At 68.7% G+C, this 18,444-nt stretch carries 18 protein-coding genes; 9 read left to right on the forward strand and 9 right to left on the reverse strand.

Annotated elements, in window-relative coordinates:
• Positions 1-31: 31 nt before the first annotated feature.
• The 4 genes from treZ to G1H11_RS01900 all read right to left on the reverse strand — a co-directional run bounded on the left by treZ (position 32) and on the right by G1H11_RS01900 (position 6,869).
• Positions 32-1,762, reverse strand: a complete 1,731-nt coding sequence (gene treZ / locus G1H11_RS01885) for a malto-oligosyltrehalose trehalohydrolase (protein ID WP_163815463.1) — start codon at positions 1,760-1,762, stop codon at positions 32-34.
• Positions 1,763-1,796: 34 nt separating this feature from the next.
• The gene (gene treY / locus G1H11_RS01890; protein ID WP_163815465.1) at positions 1,797-4,067 is read right to left on the reverse strand and encodes a malto-oligosyltrehalose synthase; all 2,271 of its coding nucleotides are present in this window, start codon (positions 4,065-4,067) and stop codon (positions 1,797-1,799) included.
• Positions 4,064-6,190: a glycogen debranching protein GlgX gene (gene glgX / locus G1H11_RS01895; RefSeq protein WP_216843342.1), complete on the reverse strand. Its 2,127-nt coding sequence runs from the start codon at positions 6,188-6,190 to the stop codon at positions 4,064-4,066. Before glgX ends, treY begins: the two co-directional genes overlap by 4 nt.
• Before the next feature lie 100 nt (positions 6,191-6,290).
• Positions 6,291-6,869 carry an SH3 domain-containing protein gene (locus G1H11_RS01900; RefSeq protein ID WP_163815467.1) on the reverse strand — a complete coding sequence of 193 codons (579 nt, stop codon included), beginning with the start codon at positions 6,867-6,869 and terminating at the stop codon, positions 6,291-6,293.
• A gap of 193 nt (positions 6,870-7,062) precedes the next feature.
• Here G1H11_RS01900 and G1H11_RS01905 point away from each other — a divergent pair, with 193 nt between their 5' ends.
• From G1H11_RS01905 to G1H11_RS01920, 4 genes are all read left to right on the forward strand, one after another.
• On the forward strand, positions 7,063-9,231 hold the full coding sequence (locus G1H11_RS01905) for a Xaa-Pro dipeptidyl-peptidase (protein WP_216843343.1): 2,169 nt from the start codon (positions 7,063-7,065) through the stop codon (positions 9,229-9,231).
• 89 nt (positions 9,232-9,320) lie between these two features.
• The gene (locus G1H11_RS01910) at positions 9,321-9,971 is read left to right on the forward strand and encodes a pyridoxamine 5'-phosphate oxidase family protein (RefSeq protein ID WP_163815469.1); all 651 of its coding nucleotides are present in this window, start codon (positions 9,321-9,323) and stop codon (positions 9,969-9,971) included.
• A gap of 34 nt (positions 9,972-10,005) precedes the next feature.
• Positions 10,006-10,497, forward strand: a complete 492-nt coding sequence (locus tag G1H11_RS01915) for a hypothetical protein (protein WP_163815471.1) — start codon at positions 10,006-10,008, stop codon at positions 10,495-10,497.
• A complete protein-coding gene (locus G1H11_RS01920) occupies positions 10,494-11,036 on the forward strand; it encodes an RDD family protein (RefSeq protein WP_163815473.1) in 543 nt (180 codons plus the stop codon). The genes G1H11_RS01915 and G1H11_RS01920 overlap by 4 nt, the downstream gene beginning before the upstream one ends.
• On the opposite strand, the gene G1H11_RS01925 is transcribed toward G1H11_RS01920, so the two are convergent.
• The gene (locus G1H11_RS01925; RefSeq protein ID WP_343074793.1) at positions 11,037-11,957 is read right to left on the reverse strand and encodes a DMT family transporter; all 921 of its coding nucleotides are present in this window, start codon (positions 11,955-11,957) and stop codon (positions 11,037-11,039) included. It lies immediately after the preceding gene.
• Positions 11,958-12,045: 88 nt separating this feature from the next.
• On the opposite strand from G1H11_RS01925, the gene G1H11_RS01930 reads away from it, so the two are divergent.
• Both G1H11_RS01930 and G1H11_RS01935 read left to right on the forward strand, forming a co-directional pair.
• A complete protein-coding gene (locus G1H11_RS01930) occupies positions 12,046-12,945 on the forward strand; it encodes a LysR family transcriptional regulator (RefSeq protein ID WP_163815475.1) in 900 nt (299 codons plus the stop codon).
• Between the two features lie 81 nt (positions 12,946-13,026).
• Positions 13,027-13,215 (forward strand): hypothetical protein, encoded by a 189-nt coding sequence (locus tag G1H11_RS01935; protein ID WP_163815477.1) that lies wholly within the window; start codon positions 13,027-13,029, stop codon positions 13,213-13,215.
• Positions 13,216-13,219: 4 nt separating this feature from the next.
• Here the strand turns inward: G1H11_RS01935 and G1H11_RS01940 are convergent, their stop codons facing one another.
• Positions 13,220-13,681: a hypothetical protein gene (locus G1H11_RS01940; protein WP_216843345.1), complete on the reverse strand. Its 462-nt coding sequence runs from the start codon at positions 13,679-13,681 to the stop codon at positions 13,220-13,222.
• Positions 13,682-13,830: 149 nt separating this feature from the next.
• On the opposite strand from G1H11_RS01940, the gene G1H11_RS01945 reads away from it, so the two are divergent.
• Genes G1H11_RS01945 through G1H11_RS01955 form a run of 3 tightly spaced genes read left to right on the forward strand, consistent with a single transcriptional unit; the run spans position 13,831 to position 15,174 of the window.
• A complete protein-coding gene (locus G1H11_RS01945; RefSeq protein WP_163814892.1) occupies positions 13,831-14,040 on the forward strand; it encodes a WYL domain-containing protein in 210 nt (69 codons plus the stop codon).
• A gap of 39 nt (positions 14,041-14,079) precedes the next feature.
• Positions 14,080-14,481, forward strand: a complete 402-nt coding sequence (locus G1H11_RS01950; RefSeq protein ID WP_163815479.1) for a TIGR03618 family F420-dependent PPOX class oxidoreductase — start codon at positions 14,080-14,082, stop codon at positions 14,479-14,481.
• Between the two features lie 30 nt (positions 14,482-14,511).
• Complete coding sequence (locus G1H11_RS01955) at positions 14,512-15,174, forward strand: hypothetical protein (RefSeq protein WP_216843346.1); 663 nt, start codon at positions 14,512-14,514, stop codon at positions 15,172-15,174.
• Here G1H11_RS01955 and G1H11_RS01960 read toward each other — a convergent pair.
• The 3 genes from G1H11_RS01960 to G1H11_RS01970 are packed head-to-tail and all read right to left on the reverse strand — an operon-like array spanning position 15,149 to position 18,440.
• A complete protein-coding gene (locus tag G1H11_RS01960; RefSeq protein ID WP_163815481.1) occupies positions 15,149-16,633 on the reverse strand; it encodes a glycoside hydrolase family 3 protein in 1,485 nt (494 codons plus the stop codon). The two genes, G1H11_RS01955 and G1H11_RS01960, sit on opposite strands and share 26 nt — an antisense overlap.
• Positions 16,633-17,520: a carbohydrate ABC transporter permease gene (locus tag G1H11_RS01965; RefSeq protein ID WP_163815483.1), complete on the reverse strand. Its 888-nt coding sequence runs from the start codon at positions 17,518-17,520 to the stop codon at positions 16,633-16,635. Before G1H11_RS01965 ends, G1H11_RS01960 begins: the two co-directional genes overlap by 1 nt.
• The gene (locus tag G1H11_RS01970) at positions 17,517-18,440 is read right to left on the reverse strand and encodes an ABC transporter permease subunit (protein WP_163815484.1); all 924 of its coding nucleotides are present in this window, start codon (positions 18,438-18,440) and stop codon (positions 17,517-17,519) included. The genes G1H11_RS01965 and G1H11_RS01970 overlap by 4 nt, the downstream gene beginning before the upstream one ends.
• Between the last annotated feature and the right edge of the window lie 4 nt (positions 18,441-18,444).

Here is an 18,444-nt window from a genome sequence, read left to right on the forward strand (position 1 = left end):
CGGAGTAACAGGGGAGTATCGATGCGCCTGGTCAGAGCCGGATGATCGCGGCCGTCTCAGCGGCGAGCTCGACGCCGCCGGAGGCGACAGCGGCCTCTCCGGTTGCCAGGCATATCTCGGACGTGGTCGTCGATACCTCCGCGACCGGGATGGTCTGCGCCGTGTCTGCGAGGTTCGCCACCACGCGCAGTGATCCGCGGTGCAGGACGAGCCACTCGCGGTCCTCGTCGTAGTCGACCGCGACGGCGGTGAGGTCAGCGTCGCGCAGGTCCGGCTCGGCCGCCCGGAACGCGACCAGCCGGCGATACAGGGCCAGCACGTCGGCGTGCTCGGGATCGTCGCGCTCGTCCCAGTTCAGCTTCGCCGTCGTGAAGGCGGCCGGGTCCTGTGGGTCGATCATGGTATCCGTGTCCCAGCCGTGCTGCGCGAACTCCTCGATCCGCTTGCTGCTGGCGATCTCGGCCAGTTCCGGCTCCGGATGCGAGGTGAAGTAAGGCCATCGGGTGGAGGCGGCCCACTCCTCGCCCATCCAGAGCATCGGCGTGAAGGGCAGGCTCAGCAGGAGGACGGCCCCGATCCGCAGGCGCCCCGGTGAGGTCAGTTCAGGAAGCCGGTCTCCGGCGGCGCGGTTGCCGACCTGGTCGTGGTTCTGCAGGCATACCACGAACCGGAAGCCCGGCGTATGTTCGCGGTCCACGGGGCGGCCGTGGACCGCACCGCGGAAACTCGAGTAGGTGCCGTCGTGCAGGAACGCGGCTGTGCACACCTTGGCGAGCACGGCCAGTGAGCCGAAGTCGCAGTAGTAGCCTTGCCGCTCACCGGTCAGCAACGCGTGCAGGGCGTGGTGGACGTCGTCGTTCCACTGCGCGTCCATGCCGTGACCGCCGGCCGCGCGTGGCTCGATCATGATCGGGTCGTTGAGGTCGGACTCGGCGATGAGCGGCAAGGACCGTCCGACCTGCACCGCGAGCTCCTCGACTTCGGCGGAGAGCTCCGCCAGCAGATGCGGCGTGCGGCGGTCCACCAGCGCGTGCACGGCATCGAGCCGGAGCCCGTCGACGTGGTAGTCGCGCAGCCACATCAGCGCATTGTCGATGATGAAGCGCCGGACCACGTCCTCCTCGAGGTTGATCAGCTCACCCCAGGTGCTGCGTCCGGTGGTCTCGTACGGGCCGAACCGGCGAAGGTAGTTGCCGCTGGGGCCGAGATGGTTGTACACCACATCGAGCAGAACGGCGAGCCCGCGCTCGTGGCAGACGTCGACGAACCGCTTGAAACCGTCCGGCCCACCCAGTGGCTCGTGCACCGCGAACCAGCCCACGCCGTCGTAGCCCCAGTTCCAGATTCCGTTGACCGCGTTGACCGGCAGCACCTCGACGTGCGTGATGCCCAGATCCACCAGATGGTCCAGGTGTGGGAGGGCGTCCTCGAAGGTGCCACCCGCGCTGAACGTGCCGATGTGCATCTCGTAGATCACCGCGCCTGGCAGCTCGCGGCCCGGCCACGCGTGATCGGTCCAGGCGAAGGCGTCGTCGTCGTACAGGCGGCTGGCTTCGTGCACCCCGTGCGGCTGCCAGCGGGAGCACGGATCGGGGAGCAGCTGGCTCGAATCGTCCAGCAGGTATCCGTAGTCGGTGCCCGGTGCCACGTCGGCGCTCGCCTCCCACCACCCGCCGGTGGTGGAATGCATCGGCACGGTCGAGTCGCCGGCCTGCAGCCGCACGCTGTTCGCCGCCGGGGCCCAGAGCTGGAAGTCGGTCACGGAATCGGCCCTTCTGCGAGTAGGGGCGTGCAGCTCAGACCGGTGCCAGCAAGGCGACCGGGTAGCGGGTCAGGAGCTCGTCGAGCGGTGTCCGGCCGCCCATCGGGCGCCCGGTGAGCAGATCGACCAGCCCGGCCGGCAGGTCGATCGCGGTGCCGGTCCAACCGCCCCCCGCCCGCAGCGCGACCGGCAGCCGGGCGGCGACGGTGATCGAGCCGCCCCGGTCGAAGGCGACGGCGTGCTCGGCTTTCGGACCGGTCACCGGAACCGGCTCATAGCCGCGGAAGAGCTCGGGCCGGTCCCGGCGCAGCCGCAACGCCCGGGACACGATCCATGCCTTGGCGGCCCCGGTGGCGTCGACCGGTGGCTGGTCCACCTCCAGCAGAGACCGCAGTGCGGTGAAGTCCACCGGGCGGCGATTGTCCGGATCGACGAGTGAGTCCTCCCACCCCTCGGTGCCTCGGTAGACATCCGGGATTCCCGGCATGGTGAGCTGGATCAGCTTCTGGGCGAGCGCATTGCTCCAGCCGAATGGGCGGATCCGGTCTCGCAGGGCATCGATCTGGGAGCGCAAACGCGGCTCGTCGTGAAGCGCGTCCAGGGCCGCGTGCACGGCGTGTTCGAACTTCTCGTCCGGATGTGCCCACCCGGTGCCGTCCGCGGCTTCCCGCATCGCCTTCTCGGCGTAGGCGTGCAGCCGGGCGGGTTGATCCAGCCCGACGCCGACGACGCACTGCCACAACAGGTAGCCCAGCGCCGCATGGGGCATCGGGGCCGTGTCGGACAGGTGCCGGACGAGGACCGCCCACTCGTCCGGCAGCTCCGACAGTACCGCCAGCCAGGCTCGGACGTCCTCGCCTCTCTTGGTGTCGTGTGTGGACAAGGTGGTCATCGAGTACGGCGCGTTCGCCTGCCGCAGCCGCTGGGCATCGTGGAACTCGTCGAGATCGAGGCCGAAGAGCGACGGGTCGCCGCCCACCTCGTTGAGTGCCACGAAGCGGGCGTACCGGTAATAGGCGGTGTCTTCCACGCCCTTCGCCATCACCGCGCCGGTCGTCTGCTGAAAACGCACACAGAGTTCGTCGGCGGGATCGGTCAGCCGGGGGAGGAGCGACGCGACGGCCTCGGCCAGCTCGGGCCGCCGGCGGCAGGCGAGCCGGACCGCTCCCGCCAGGTTCTCGGCGCCGTCCGGGAGATACGAGCGGTAGACGGGAAAGGCGACGGCAAGCTCCGTGAGCGCCTCGACGGCCCGTGGCACGCTGGGGACGAGACGGGCCAGGCGGCGGATCTCGGCGCGCAGGATGGTGGTCGCGACAAGCCGTTTACCGGCCTGCACGTGGCCGGCGAAGTCGAGGTGGTCGCCGGTCACGTCCCGGTAGAGGCGGTCGAACGCAGGCTCCGCGCGCGGATCGACGAACAGAGGCCCCACCTCGGCCAGCGCGTCGTAGCCCGTGGTTCCGTCCACCGGCCACCGGGCCGGTAACGCCTCCCCGGGCTCCAGGATCTTCTCGGCGGTGAGCCACGCGTCCGGAGCTTCCGACCGCAACCAGGTGAAGTACGCGGCTGGGTCGGCGAGTCCGTCCGGGTGGTCCACTCGCAGGCCGTCTATCTCGTCGTCCCGTACCCACGCGAGCACACGTTCGTGGGTAGCGGTGGCCACCGCCGGATCCTCGACCCGCACGCCGGCCAAGGTGCTGACGGCGAAGAACCGCCGGTAGTTCTGATCGGTGTCCGCGCGGCGGGAGTCGACCAGCTGGTAGTGCTGCCGGTCATGGACGTCGGCGGGGGAGTCGGCCGGGCCGGGGCCCGTGCCGGGGGCGAGTGGAAAACGATGCTCGAAGTAGCACAGTTCGCCGTCGGCGACGGTGAGGTCCGTGGCCGGATCGGCGTCCGGGCCGAGCACCGGCAGCAGGATCCGTCCCCGGGCCCACTCGATGTCGAACCACGCCGCGTACCTCGAGTTCCGGCCGTGGCGCAGGACGTCCCACCAGGCCGGGTTCTCTACGGCGCCGGCGACACCGAGATGGTTGGGAACGATGTCCACCACCACGCCGAGGCCGAGGCCGCGGGCCGCGGACAGGAACGCCCGCCAGCCGTCCTCACCGCCACGTGCCTCATCGACGCGGGTGACGTCGACGACGTCGTATCCATGGCCGGATCCGTCTGCCGACTGCAGTAGCGGCGAGCAGTACACGGCGCCGACCCCCAGTCGGTCCAGATGGTGCAGAACCCGAGCGGCGTCGGCGAGGGCGAAGTCAGGACTGATCTGAAGGCGATACGTGGAGCTGGGACGCTGGGCAGTCATGCGGCGACACTCTGGAGAACGACCATCGCCCGGCCGGTCACGCCGACGGCCGAGCCCGCCTTGACCGGCTCGCTGCCCGGATCAGCCGCGTCGCCGGGGACGGCGGTGTCGAGCACCAGCTGCCACGCGCCTCCGTACTCGGGATCGGGCAGCGTGAAGTCCACCCGCTCGTCGTGCGCGTTGAAGCACAGGAGGAAGGAGTCGTCGATCACGCGCTGGCCGCGGACGTCCAGGCCGGCGATGCCGTGGCCGTTGAGGAACACCGTGACCGATCTGCCGAACCCGCTGTCCCAGTCCTCGTCGCTCATGCCGGTGCCGTCGGGGCGGAACCAGTCGATGTCCGGCACCCGCTCCGCCTCGCGCTGGGGCACCGGCCGTCCGTCGAAGAATCGGCGGCGGCGGAATACCGGGTGGTCCGCACGCAGCGAGACCAGGCGGCGAGTGAACTCCAGCAGCCCGGCGTCGGCACTGTCCCAGGCGATCCAGGTGATCTCGTTGTCCTGGCAGAAGCCGTTGTTGTTGCCGTTCTGAGTGCGGCCGAGCTCGTCGCCGTGACAGATCATCGGCACCCCCTGGGACAGCAGCAAGGTGGTCAGGAAGTTGCGTTGCTGCCGCGCGCGAACGGCGTTGATCTCGGGGTCGTCGGTGTGGCCTTCCGTGCCGCAGTTCCACGACCGGTTGTGGCTTTCGCCGTCATTGTTGTCCTCGCCGTTGGCCTCGTTGTGCTTCTCGTTGTACGAGACCAGGTCACGCAGGGTGAAGCCGTCGTGCGCGGTGACGAAGTTGATCGAGGCGACCGGACGGCGCGCCGAGCGCTCGTAGAGGTCGGCCGAGCCGGTGATCCTGGCGGCGAACTCGCCCAGTGTGGACGGCTCGCCGCGCCAGAAGTCGCGCACGGTGTCCCGGTACTTGCCGTTCCATTCGGTCCACTGCGGCGGGAACTTGCCCACCTGGTAGCCCCCTGGGCCGAGGTCCCACGGCTCGGCGATGAGCTTGACCTGGCTCACGGTGGGATCCTGCTGGACCATTTCGAAGAAGGTCGACAGCCGCTCCACGTCGTAAAACTCCCGTGCCAGAGTGGACGCAAGGTCGAAGCGGAAGCCGTCCACGTGCATCTCGGTGACCCAGTACCGCAGCGAATCCATGATCAGCTGCAGGGTGTGGGGATGGAGGACGTTCAGGGAGTTCCCGGTGCCGGTGTAGTCCATGTAATACCGCTTGTCGTCCTCGACGGTCCGGTAGTACGCCGCATTGTCGATGCCGCGGAAGGACAACGTGGGGCCCAGGTGGTTTCCCTCGGCGGTGTGGTTGTACACGACATCGAGGATGACCTCGATGCCGGCCGCGTGGAGTTCCCGCACCATGGCCTTGAAATCCTGGACCTGGCCGCCCGGCGTGGAGCTGGAGCTGTACTTGGGGTCAGGGGCGAAGAAGCCGATGGTGTTGTAGCCCCAGTAGTTGGCCAGCCCCTTGTCCTGCAGCGTGGAGTCATCGGCGAAGTGGTGCACCGGCATCAGCTCGATCGCGGTGACCCCAAGCGAGGTCAGATATTCGATCATCACCGGGTGGGCGATCGCGGCGTAGGTGCCCCGGATCTCCTCCGGGATGTGCGGGTGAGTCTGAGTCAGGCCCTTGACGTGCGCCTCGTAGATCACCGTCTCCGTATACTCGTGGCCCGGCGGGCGGTCCACGCCCCAGTCGAAGAACGGGTTGATGACGACGGACTTGGGCATCAGACGCGCGGAGTCGTCGTCGTTGCGGCTGTCCGGGTCGCCGAAGTTGTAGCTGAACAGGGTCTGGCCCCAGCCGAACGTACCGTCGATCGCCTTGGCATAGGGATCGAGCAGGAGCTTCGCCGGATTACAGCGGTGCCCGCTGCCAGGGTCGTACGGCCCATGGACGCGGAACCCGTAACGCTGTCCCGGCTCGACCCCGGGCAGGAAACCGTGCCAGACGAAACCGTCCACCTCGGTCAACGGCACCCGGGTCTCCGCGTCGTCGGCATCGAAAAGGCACAGCTCGACCTGATCGGCGATCTCGCTGAACAGCGCGAAGTTGGTGCCCGAGCCGTCGTACGTCGCGCCCAGCGGATATGCCTCGCCTGGCCAGACCTCGCTGCTCATGTCCCGGGCGCTCCATATCGTCGGCGGCATCGTGGTGGGTGGGACCATGAAGGTTCCCACCCACCGGCAGTTCAATCACCAAATGCGCCGACGTTCCGGATCAGCAGTACGGGGGAGCGGCGCCGACGTTCGAGACGTAGCGGGCCGACACCCACTGCCCGCCGCCGTCACCGGTGAGCTGGTACCAGCGGGCGTTGCCATCGATCTTCTGATTGTCGACCTTGCAGACGATGGGGAGCACGATGCCGCGCGGGGCGGAGCTGACCTTGAGGTTGGCGGTGCTGGGGCCGCTGCGAACGGCGAGCGACTTCTGCGCGATCACCTTGCCGCTGTACTCCCTGCCGTCACCGCAGAACCGGGGGGCTTTGCCGACGTTGGAGACGTAGCGGGCGGTCACCCAATTGCCGTTGGCGAGCTTGTACCACAGGTCGTTGCCGCCGACCCTGGGCCCGATTACCTTGCACTGCAGCTTGACCGTTGTGCCCCGGCTGAGCGATCCGGCCTTCGCCGAGGCACCCGTGGGAGCACTCCTGACGTTCAGCGACGAGGCCGTGACCTTGCCCTCGTAGGGAGCGTGCGAGGCCTGTGCGAGCGGTGCCGTCGCTATCATCCCCAGGGGGATGACGGTGGCAGCACCAACCGCGACCGCGAGCTTGCGTACACGATGCCTGATGTTCATAGTGGACCTCCTGACGTCGCCGGCCACACCCAGGCGGCCGGTCTCTCGGCATCTCACTGAAGAACACGCCTGAGGGTGTGGTTCGGTTGCACCGCGCCACCCGGCGTTCGCTCCATCACATGTCGGGCGCGCTCGCTCGGACGTAGGACAGCTGTCTGATGACACGCTTTCCGCTCGTCGCTACTGTCCGAGCATGATGAGATCGCCGGAGTTGCGTGGAATGCGCCGTCGGATACCCGCAGGAGCGGCGGCGATCACCGCCGGAGTGCTCGCGGCAGGGATGCTGACCGCCGCGGGCGCCCAGGCCGCCCCACAGGACACCGAGCCCGCCGCGGACGCCGACACGGCCGCATCCGGGCCGGTCTTCGTCGACGGCATGGCTCAGCCGGTGTTCGAGGAGCCATGGGTGCGGCACGAGCTCTGGGTGGAGACCGAGTTCGACAGCGACGGCGACGGCAAGCGGGATCGGATGCACGTCGAGGTGGCCCGGCCCAGCGAGACCGAGACCGGCGACCTGACTGTCCCCGTGGTCTACGAGACCAGCCCGTACTACTCCGGCTCGGCGTCCACGCAGTCCCGGTACTTCTGGGACGTCAACCACGAACTCGGAGAGAAGCCGCCGCTTCGCGAGTCCCCTCCGCCCATCAGTGCACCCGGGGGCACCAGCCCGATCATCTCGAACAGCCATGTCAGTACCTGGGTGCCGCGTGGGTTCGCCGTGGTGCATTCGGAGTCTCCGGGCACCGGCTTGTCGCAGGGGTGCCCAACGGTCGGCGGCAGCAACGAGTCCCTCGCGCCGAAGGCGGTGGTGGACTGGCTCAACGGCCGCGCGACGGGCTACACGAGCGCCGACGGCGACGAGGAGGTCGACGCGTACTGGTCGACCGGCAAGGTCGGGATGACGGGGACGTCGTACAACGGGACGCTTCCGCTGGCTGCGGCCACCACCGGCGTCGACGGCCTGGAGGCCATCATCCCGGTGGCGCCGAACACGTCGTACTACCACTACTACCGCTCCAATGGCCTGGTGCGGAACCCGGGCGGATGGCTCGGCGAGGACGTCGACTACCTGTTCGACTACATCAACAGCGGCGACCCGGACAATCGTCAGTACTGCATCGACACGTATCGGGATCAGATGCAGGCCGAGCACGATCGGGTGACCGGTGACTACAACGAGTTCTGGGCCGAGCGTGACTACCTGAACCAGCTCGATGACCTCGAGGCGGCCACCCTGATGGCGCACGCGTTCAACGACTGGAACGTGATGCCCGAGCACAGCGTGCGGATCTCGGAGGCGCTCAAAGAGCGCGGCGTTCCTGTCCAGGAGTACTTCCACCAGGGCGGTCACGGTGGTGCTCCGCCGCACGAGATGATGAACCGCTGGTTCAGCCGGTATCTCTACGGCGTGGAGAACGGCGTCGAGGACGACCCGCGGCGAGCCTGGATCGTGCGCAACGAGACCGGCGCGAGCACCCTGACCCCGTACGACGACTATCCGAACCCGGCCGCGGCGACGGTGACGCTCAATCTGCAGGCGGGTGGCGCATCGGTGGGCGGCATGACATCCCTGGCCAAGCCCGGGACGGAGCGCGAGACCCTGGTCGACGCCGGGAACGCCGCATGCAACGCCGGCACGCTCGCCACCCAGGAGTCGCAGCACCGGCTGCTCTACACCACGCCGGTGTTCGACGAGGACGTGCACATCTCCGGCACACCGACGGTCACGGTGCGCATGGCGTCGAGCAAGGACCGGGCGAACCTGTCGGCGGCTCTGGTCCGGCTGCCGTGGACCGGAGCCTCCGGATGCACGTCGAGCACTCGAAGTTCGAGTACCAGCGTGGTCACCCGCGGGTGGGCCGATCCGCTCAACCGGACCTCCCTCAGCGAGGAGGACCCGATGGAGCCGGGTGAGTTCGTCGACGTGACCTTCCCCTTGCAGCCCGACGACCAGGTGATCCCCGCCGGGCGCCAGCTGGGCCTGATGATCTACTCGACCGATCCGGAGTTCACGATCCGGCCGCAGCCGGGCACCGAGCTGACCATCGACCTCACAGCCACCTCGGTAGAGCTGCCGGTGGTGGGCGGGCCGCTCGCGATGCCGGTGTGCACGGAGGACGACGACCGGGCGACGGTGGTGATCGGCGGCGTCGACAGCGGCGTCCCCAACCACGCGCTGGCCGGGTCCTGTACCGTCAACCACCACATTCTCGACGGCGAGCACTGGGATAACCATGGCGAGTTCGTCCGGCATGCGAGCGACGTCGCGGACCAGCTGCGAGCTGCCTCGGTCATCACCGCCCGGGAACGCGCGGCCATCGTCAGCGCCGCTGCCCGTTCAGCAGTGGGGCGAGGCCGCTGATATCCTCCTTTACTGTTACATTTGATCACGTTGAGTGATCAATTCGGTGGGGCTGCGACAGGCCTGGGCGGGCTTGGAGGTTCGTGATCATGACACACCCGGATGCGGGCATAGGCGAAGATCGTCCCGGTTCGGCTGGTGAACACGCGCTTCAGGAAGCCTGCGGCACGCGAGACCGGGCGGATCGGTTCTATCGCGAACAGATGTCGGACCGGGTGAACGAGCACATGCGGGAGTTCATCTCACGCATGGAGATGGTCTTCGTCGGCACCTCGGACGCCGGGGGTGAATGCGACGTGACGTTCCGGGCCGGGCCGGCCGGGTTCGTCCGGGTCCTCGACTCGACCACCCTCGCGTGGCCCGAGTACCGCGGCAACGGCGTGCTCGCCAGCGCGGGCAACATGACGGAGAACCCGCATGTCGGCCTGTTGTTCATGGACTTCGTCCAGGATCTCGTCGGGTTGCACGTGAACGGGGCGGCATCGCTGGTCGCGGCAGAGGAGTTCCGCGCCCGGTACCCGGAAGTGGACGTAGACACCGACATCCCGGGACGCCGGCCGGAGCGCTGGGTGGTCGTGGACGTCGAGGAAGCGTATATCCACTGCTCGAAACATGTCCCCCGAATGGTGCCCGTGCCGCGGACACGCGCATGGGGGACCGACGACCGCAAGAAGAAGGGCGGCGACGCCTTCGGGGTGGCCGCAGAACGCGGACTCAGAACAGCCAGCGCGTCGCGCTGACCGCGGGAGCCGGCTGCTGGATAGAGTCGGCACCGTGAGTGACGCGCAGTCCAGCAGATCCAAGAGCCGGCAGGGCCGGCTCGGCCGGCTGGCGGGTGCGGTCACCGGGCGAGTGGTCGAGACGATCGATCCGGACTCCGTCATCGAGCACGTCGACGTCGACGCCCTGCTCGACCGGGTGGACGTGAACCGCCTTCTCGATCGCATCGACGTCAACCGGCTGCTTGAGCGAGTGGACGTGGACCGGCTCATGGATCGAGTGGATGTGAACCGTCTGGTCGCCCGGGTGGATCTCGACGCCGCGTTGGAGAACGTCGACCTGGAAGCAGCTGTCCGGCGGGCCGGTGTGCCGGAGATCGTGGCGGAAAGCACCGGGCGAGTGGCCGGGTCCGCCCTGGATCTTGCTCGCCGGCAGATCGTCGGCCTCGACGTCGTCGTCGACCGTCTGGTCAACCGTCTCCTTCGCCGCGATCCCGAGGAGCAGCCGTGGGGTCCGCCCCGGCTTTCCGGGGAGCGCCCGGCATGACGGTCGTGCCCAGGCTCCGGGTGACCGGCCACTACGCGGGTGCCGTCAGCCGTGCCGCGGGAGCGGCGCTCGATGTCGCGATCGTGCTCGGTTCGTTCACCGCGGGGGTGGCCGGGCTGGACCTGCTCGCCCGGGTGGTCGTGGGCGCGTCCCTGGCGAACGACCCAGCTGGCCCGGTGTCGTCCATCGCTCTGGCGATCTGGGCCTTCCTCTACATGTACATCAGTCTGGCCATCGCGGGCCGCACACCCGGAAAAGGGCTCGTGGGCTTGCGCGTGGTGGCCGCGGACGGTTCGACCTTGCCGGGCCGGAAGGCGTTGGTGCGCACTCTGGCCTTCCCGCTCAGCGCGGTGATCGCCGGGCTCGGGTTCGCCGGTATCGTCCTCCAGCGTGAACACCGGGCCATGCACGACCTCATCGCGGGCACGGCAGTCGTGTACGACTGGGGAGGAAGGGTGGCGGAGCTGCCCGGCCCTCTGTCCGAGTTCCTGGCCCGGCGGGCGGGTGCGGAGTACACCGCGAAGCCGCCACGGGTCTGATCACCGTCTCCGGTACCGCGATATCGCCACCCCTACGAGGCAGATCGTTCCGCCGGCCATGCTGTAGGCCGTGGGCACCTCGCTCAGCAGGACCCACGACAGGGCCACCGAGACCGCCGGTACGGCGTACGTGGTCGCGCTGAGCCGTCCGGCATCCATCCGGCGGAGCGCATAGGCCCACGTGGTGAAGCCGATAGCCGTGGGGAACAGGCCGAGGTAGACAGCGGCGAGGACCGAGCCGGCGGAGGCCGCCTGGATCTCGCCGAGAAGCTGCGGCGCCCAGGGAAGCAGCGCCGCCGTGCCCACGACGCAGCCGAGCCAGGTGGTGGTGAGCACATCGACACGGCGCAGGATGACCTTCTGGATCAGTACGCCCGCCGCATACAACAGGGCCGCCAGGAGGCAGAGGAGGACGCCGAGAGAGTCCCGCTCCCCGTCGGATCCGAGCGCGATCACGGCGACCCCGGTGAGGGCGACCACGGAGCCGAGGATGAGTGGCCGCGGGTACCCCTCGCCGAGGAACATGCCAGCACCGAACGCGATGAGCAGTGGGGCGACGTTCACCAGCAGCGCCGCCGTGCCCGCATCGACATGGCGTTCCGCGGCGTTCAGGGCGACGGTGTACCCGGCCAGCCACAGAACGCCGTAGGCGACGAGAAGGCCCGCGGACCGCCTGGGTACCGCCACTCGTGGCCGGCCACGGTGCACCACCAGCATCACGACCGTGAGCGTGGTGGCGGCGACGGCCAGCCGCACGAGCGCCATCGGCGCGGGGGAGAGTTCGTGGCCGATGCCCCTGATGGCGACGAACGCCGATGCCCACAGGACGACGGTGACGCCCGCCGCAAGTGCGGCCTTGGCGCTGCTTCGCGACGGGGTGGGTGGGGTGGGGCGAGGCTCGATACGGTCGTCCAGGCGGATGGTCACGACACCTATCGTGGAACCGCAAACACTTCAGGACAAGCGATTATTACTTCAGGTTCGTTAAGTAGCGCTGTATGGTTGGCTCATGCTCGATGTATCTCGCCTTCGCGTGCTGCGCGCCGTCGTCGCCACCGGTTCCATCCGGGCCAGCGCGGAGTCGCTCGGCTACACCTCCTCCGCGGTCAGCCAGCAGTTGTCGCAGCTCCAGCGGGAGACCGGGCTCCACCTGCTCGAACGGGTCGGCCGCGGAGTCGAGCCGACCGCCGCGGGCCGGGTGCTGGCCGCCGAAGCTGAAAGCCTGTTCGAGGCGCTCAGCCGGCTGGAGGGTATCGCCGCCGACCTGCGTGACGGCCGCGTCGGCAGCCTGTCCATCGGCTACTTCGGCTCGGCCGGGGCCGCGTGGCTGCCTTCCGTGGTCGGCGCGCTGCACACGGATTTTCCCGAGCTCAGAGTGGACATGCGGATGACCGAGTTCGACACCGGCACGTCCGCGGTACCGGACGTCGACATCTTCGTGGAAGACGCGGCGTCGCGGCGGTCTGCTGACGTCGAGGTCCACCGGCTCGCCGACGACCCGTATGTGGCGGTGGTCCCTGTCGGCCATCCGCTCGCCGATCACGCGGAGATCGCCCTGGGTGAGCTGGCGGCGGAACGGTGGATCGACGCCGACCTCAGCCACGGTGTATGCCGTCAGGTGTTGCTCACCGCGTGCGCGGAAGCGGGGTTCACCCCGGAGTTCGCGGTCGAGACGCATGATTACCCCACGGCGATCTCGTTCGCGACGACCGGAATCGGCCTGACGGTCCTTCCCGAGCTCGGCCTGGGGGATCTGCCGAGCGGCGTCACGGCCGTCCGGCTCGTCTCACCCACGCCGGTTCGCCACATCTGCGTCGCGGTCAAGAAGTCCGTCGCCGGGCACCCGGCGGCGTTGCGCATCCTCGAACTCCTCCGCGCTGAGGTATCAAGAAGCCAAACAGTGACCTGACGGTGATGTTTCGAGACGCCGTCTTCGGGCACTCTTGATGTATCGGCCAATGTGGTGAGACGTCCCGTGAGGAGAGTAGCGATGGCACAGACCCTGTCGTCGAAGATCCGCCGGGTCGATGACGAGCTGCATACACTCGTCGAACGGCGTGGCACCAGTGACAGCCCTCTGGAAGAACTACGCGCGATGGAGACGATCGACGACCTGCTCGACGAGCGCCTCCAGCTGATGAACACGCAACGGGATCGCGGCGGAGAACGCAAGAGCTGACCGGCTAGCGAACCTTGGCGAAGAACGCCCTGATGTCCGCCACGTGCGCCTCCGGCACTTCCATGGCGACGAAGTGATTGCCGGGATTGCCCTCGGGCCAATGCACCACCGTGTTTTCGCGCGCCGCCAGCTTGCGCATGAGGGCCGAGCCGCCGCCATACACGCCCGTAGGCACCTTGCCCTGCCCCTTCGGCCAAGCGAAACCGCCGTCGCCGAGTCCCTCGTACATCGGCCACGATGACGTGCCTGTGCTGCCGGTGAACCAGTAGAGGCTCGTGGCGGTCAGGATCTGGTCGCGGTCTATCGCATCCTCCGGCACGCGCGCCATCGGCGTGAACTCCTGGAACTTCTGCCGCATCCATGCGAGCACGGCGATGGGGGAGTCGGTCCACCCGTGCGCGAAGGTCTGCGGTGCCGCCCGAAGTAGAGCGTGGTGGTCCACACCGCCCTCCATCCACTGGAGCATGTGGCGGCCCACATTCGGGCGACGCGTGTACGTTCCAGCCGCCCTCTCGGGGCGCGTCGGAGAAGGCGAAGCCCGGCACCGATGGCACCACCACATGAAAGGCGTGCGCCGGGTCCCCACCATACGCACGCGGATCTGCCAGCGGAGCGATGGTCGCGGCGAACTCGGCGAACGTGTTGGGCCACCCGTGGGTCAGGATCAGGGGCAACGACTCGCTCGAGTGGCTGGCCGGCCGGATGGTCGTGCTCGGTTGCGATTTCGAGGTACATGCTCCGGCCGAGCTTGTCGCCGCCATGCGTACTCTCGCCGACCGGGCAGCGCGGGCGGCTGCCAGGGCGCAGGTGGACGGTAGTCTCTGAGCGATGGCACCTGTCGAATGACGTACCTGAGGAGTGAATGTGCAGAGACCGCCGATACCCGCCGAACTCGCCGAGCTGCTCCGGAAGCCGAACCCCGCCGTGATGGCCACGGTGCGCCCCGACGGCACCCCGGTCACGGTGGCGACCTGGTATCTCTGGGACGACGGCCGCGTGCTGCTCAATCTCGACGCCGGTCGCAAGCGCCTCGAGCACATCAAGGCCGATCCTCGTGTCTCGCTGACGGTCCTGGACGACGAGTCCTGGTACCGGCATGTGAGTGTGCAGGGCACGGTCAGCCTTGAGGACGATCCGGATCTGTCCGGGATCGACCGGCTCGCCCGGCACTACACCGGCAAGCCCTATCGCAAGCGAGACCGGCCGCGGGTCAACGCCTGGCTGGACATCGCCGCCTACCACGCCTGGAATGTCCAAGGTTCCTGAGTCGCGCCGGAGCCTGGGTATCGTCGAGAGATGATGGGTGCCGCCAGGCCGGCCGAGCTGGACTGCGAGCTGTTCGGGGAGGGGTTCTTCGGGCAGCCGGCCAATGCGGTCACGAGCCTGGCGTTCGTGGCCGTCGGTCTGGGCGTGCTCGCCTCCGGACGGCTCCGCCAGCGCCAGCGCACCGTCTACGGGCTGCTGATCGTGACCACAGGCGCGGGGTCGGTGATCTTCCACGGCCCTGCGCCCGAGTGGAGCGGCGTGGTACATGATCTGCCGCTGGTCGCCCTGATCGCGTTCGTCGCGGCCGACGCGGCGTCCGACCTTGCGGGCCGCCGGTTGACTGATGCATGGTGGCTGGTTCCCAGCGTCGCGGCCGTGGCCGTCAGCGCGATCGGCGAACCGGTGCGGCTGGCCGCCCAGGCTACCCTGGCAACCGCGGCGGTCGGGCTGTCGGTCCTGCGGTGGCAGGCTCGTCCCCAGCACCGCCGGACCATCGTCAGAGCGCTGCTGGTCCTCGGCACCGGTGCGCTGATCGGCACCTTGTCCCGCAGTGGTGGACCGCTGTGCCACCCCGACAGCCTGTTCCAGGGGCACGCCGTGTGGCACGTCATGGCGGCGTCGGCCGTGGGCCTGCTGACACCGGTGATCGGCCGGGTCGGCAGCCGGGCTAGCCGGCTTGCCCCCGGCCGCTGAGGATGTCGGCCGCGGCCTCGGCCGTGACGCGAGCCGCGCCGTACGCGACGACGTGGTGTGTGCCGAGCACCTCGCCCGGTGTCCCGGAGTCGTGGTCGACGACGATCACGTCGGGCCGCGACCGGCGGACCGCCGCCACTAGCCGCGCCTGCCACGGTCGCCGGCGTACCCCTCGGACGCACACCACCACTCGCGCTTCCGGGTGCTGCGCGATCACTGTGGCGGGGTCCGCGTCGTTGGCGCTCATCTGGACGACGACGGTCCCCGGGAGTCGCGCCGTCAGCGGCGCCCCCACACCCCAGGGGACGTCTCCCGCTGCCAGGGACGGTTCGTCGTGCAGCTCGATCACCAACGCTGGCCTGGTGAGCAGAACGTCACCACGACTGATCACAGCTCGCCGGGCGGCGTGAGCGGCTGCGCCGCTTGCGGGAACCTGGGGCACGAGCTGGCGCGACCACGCGCGTAGCTGGTTCACCCGGGACGCTGCCTCGGCCAGCCGCGCGGCCGGCAGGCGTCCGGAGAGGACGGCGTCGACGAGCGCCTGGGCCATCTTCTCGACGAGCTCCGGCCCGGTGGTGTCGCCGCCGACGCACAGGGCGTCCACCCCGGCCGCTAGTGCGAGCACCCCGGCTTCGACATGCCCCGATGTGCGGCTGATCGCGTGCATGTCCAGGCCGTCGGTCATCACCACGCCGTCGAACCCGAGTTCGTCGCGCAATATGCCTGTCACGACGGGTGAGAGGGTGGCGGGCAGCTCGGGGTCGAGCACGGGTATCCGCACATGCGCCGTCATGACCACCTTCACGTCCGCCTTGACGGCGGAGCGGAACGGCGGGAGGTCGGTGCGCCGGATGTCGTCGATCCCCGTGCCGAGCACGGGAACGGTCAGGTGACTGTCCTCGCTCGTTCCGCCGTGACCCGGGAAGTGCTTGGCGGTGGCGCCGACGCCGTGTCGTTGCTGGCCTCGGACGAACGCGGCGACATGCCGGGCGACCAGGTCCGGGTCCGAGCCGAACGAGCGCACCCCGATCACCGGGTTGCCGGCATGAGTGTCCACGTCGGCCACGGGGGCCAGGTTCAGGTCGATTCCGCAGCTCTTCAGCCGGGCGCCGAGTTCTGCGGCGACCTGCTCGGTCAGCGCGGGGTCGTCAACAGTGCCGAGGGCGGCGTTTCCGGGCAGGGACGAGCCGCGTGCCGCGTCGAGCCGGGTGACGTCGCCGCCCTCCTCGTCGATCGCCACCAGCAGGCCGGCATCGTGCAGCGCAGCGGTGAGCTCACCCACGCCGCGGTCGCCCCGCGCCGGGTCGACGTTGCGTCCGAAGAGCACCACACCGCCGAGCCCTTCCGCGCCGAGCCTCAGCACCCACGGCGGCGGCGCGGCCGTTCCCTCGAAACCTGGGAACAGTGTCGTCAGGGCCTGCCGGCGTAGCTCGCCGGCATGGGGGATCGTCGGTGGCATCAGCCCTTCACCGCCCCGGAGACCAGTCCGGAGGCCATCCGATGCTGTACCAGCAGGAAGAACACCATGACGGGGACGGCGATCAGCACCGAGCCGGCCATGATCCCGGCCCAGTCGCTGACCCGGTTGGCATCGGTGAACGTGCGCAGCCACAGCGGAAGCGTCATGTTCTCCGGACGGGTCATCACCACCAGGGCCAGGGTGAACTCGTTCCATGCCTGCAGGAATGCGTACACGCCGCTGGCGACCAGGCCGGGCGCCAGAAGCGGCAGGGTGATCCGGAAGAACGCCTGGGTCCGGCTGCACCCGTCGACCAGCGCGGCCTCCTCCAGGTCGCGTGGCACCCCGGCCACGAAGCCGCGCAGCATCCAGATCGTGAACGGCACGACCGCGGCGATATAGAGCAGCGACAGGCCGAGGACGCTGTTCAGCAGTTTCCAGCCCTCGAGCAGCTTGAACTGGGAGATGAAGAGTCCCTCGGCGGGAATCATCTGGATGATCAGCACCGTGACGACGAAGCTCTTGCGGCCGCGGAAGCGGAAGCGGGACAGAGCGAGCGCCGCGAGGAACGCGAACAGCAGGGCCGCGCCGACGGTGATCAGCGTGACCATCATGCTGATCCGCATGGAGCTGAGGAAGTTCCCCTCCAAGACCCGCCCGTACGCGCCGACGGTGCCGCCCAGAGGGAAGAACGTCGGGTCGGGGTTGCGGATCCGGTTGTAGGGGAGAAGTGAGCTGTTCACCATCCAGTACACCGGAAACGCCCAGATGGCCGCGATGACGACGGTGAGGACGCCCAGGAGCCTCCGCCGTCGCCGGGACGGCGAACGTGCCGGTCGCGGCGGCGTCCGTCGTTCCGGGAGGGTGGCTGTGGCGACGGCGGTCATAGTTCCTCCTCGTCGCGGATCAGGATCCGGACGTAGTACAGGCTCAGTCCCACGGTGATCAGCAGGATGAACCAGGACGCGGCCGCGGCGAGGCCGAACTGCCCCTCGCCGAGGCCGAGGCGGTAGATGTAGGTGCCGATGAGGTTCGTATCCCGCGTGATGCCCCCGGCGTCCTGAAGCACGAAGATCTGGGTGAAGACCTTGAGATCCCAGATGATCTGCAGCAGGCCGACGATGAGCAGCACCGGCTTGACGAGCGGAACGGTGATCATCCGGAAGCGCTGGCGCCCGGAGGCGCCGTCCAGCGCCGCCGCCTCGTACAGCTCGGCCGGTACCTGGCTCAAACCGGCGTAGACGGCGAATGCCACGAACGGCACGCTCATCCACACCACGACGATTCCCGCGACCACGAAGAATGACAACGGGTTGAGCAGCCACGAGTGCCCGGTGAACTGGTCGAAGCCCACCCCGGTGAGCAGCCAGTTCACGACGCCGTACTGGGACTCGAACAACCATTGCCACACGGTGAGCGAGGCCAGGTGCGGCATCGCCCAGGCCAGCAGGAGCGCGATCTGCAGCGTGAGCCGCGGGCCGCGAGAGACCGCGGTCATCAGCACCGCCAGCGCCGTGCCCAGAGCCATGGTGGTCGCCGCGGCGGTGAGACAGAACGCGATCGACCGGGCGAGCACGGTCCACAGGTACGAGTCCGTGACCAGCCGGGCATAGTTGTCGAATCCCACCCATTCCGGCGCCTGGCCGAACTGCTGGGCCAGACCGTACTCCTGGAAGGACATCACGGCCTGGCGGAACAGGGGGTAGCCGAGCGCTGCCAGCAGCACGGCCAGCGCCGGGACGAGTAGGACGTAGGGGAGTAGCGGACGCCTCCGTACAGGCGGGGCGGCGCGCTGCGAGACAGTCACTGAG

Origin of the sequence: Phytoactinopolyspora alkaliphila (assembly GCF_010550695.1) — a bacterium.
Lineage (GTDB): Bacteria > Actinomycetota > Actinomycetes > Jiangellales > Jiangellaceae > Phytoactinopolyspora > Phytoactinopolyspora alkaliphila.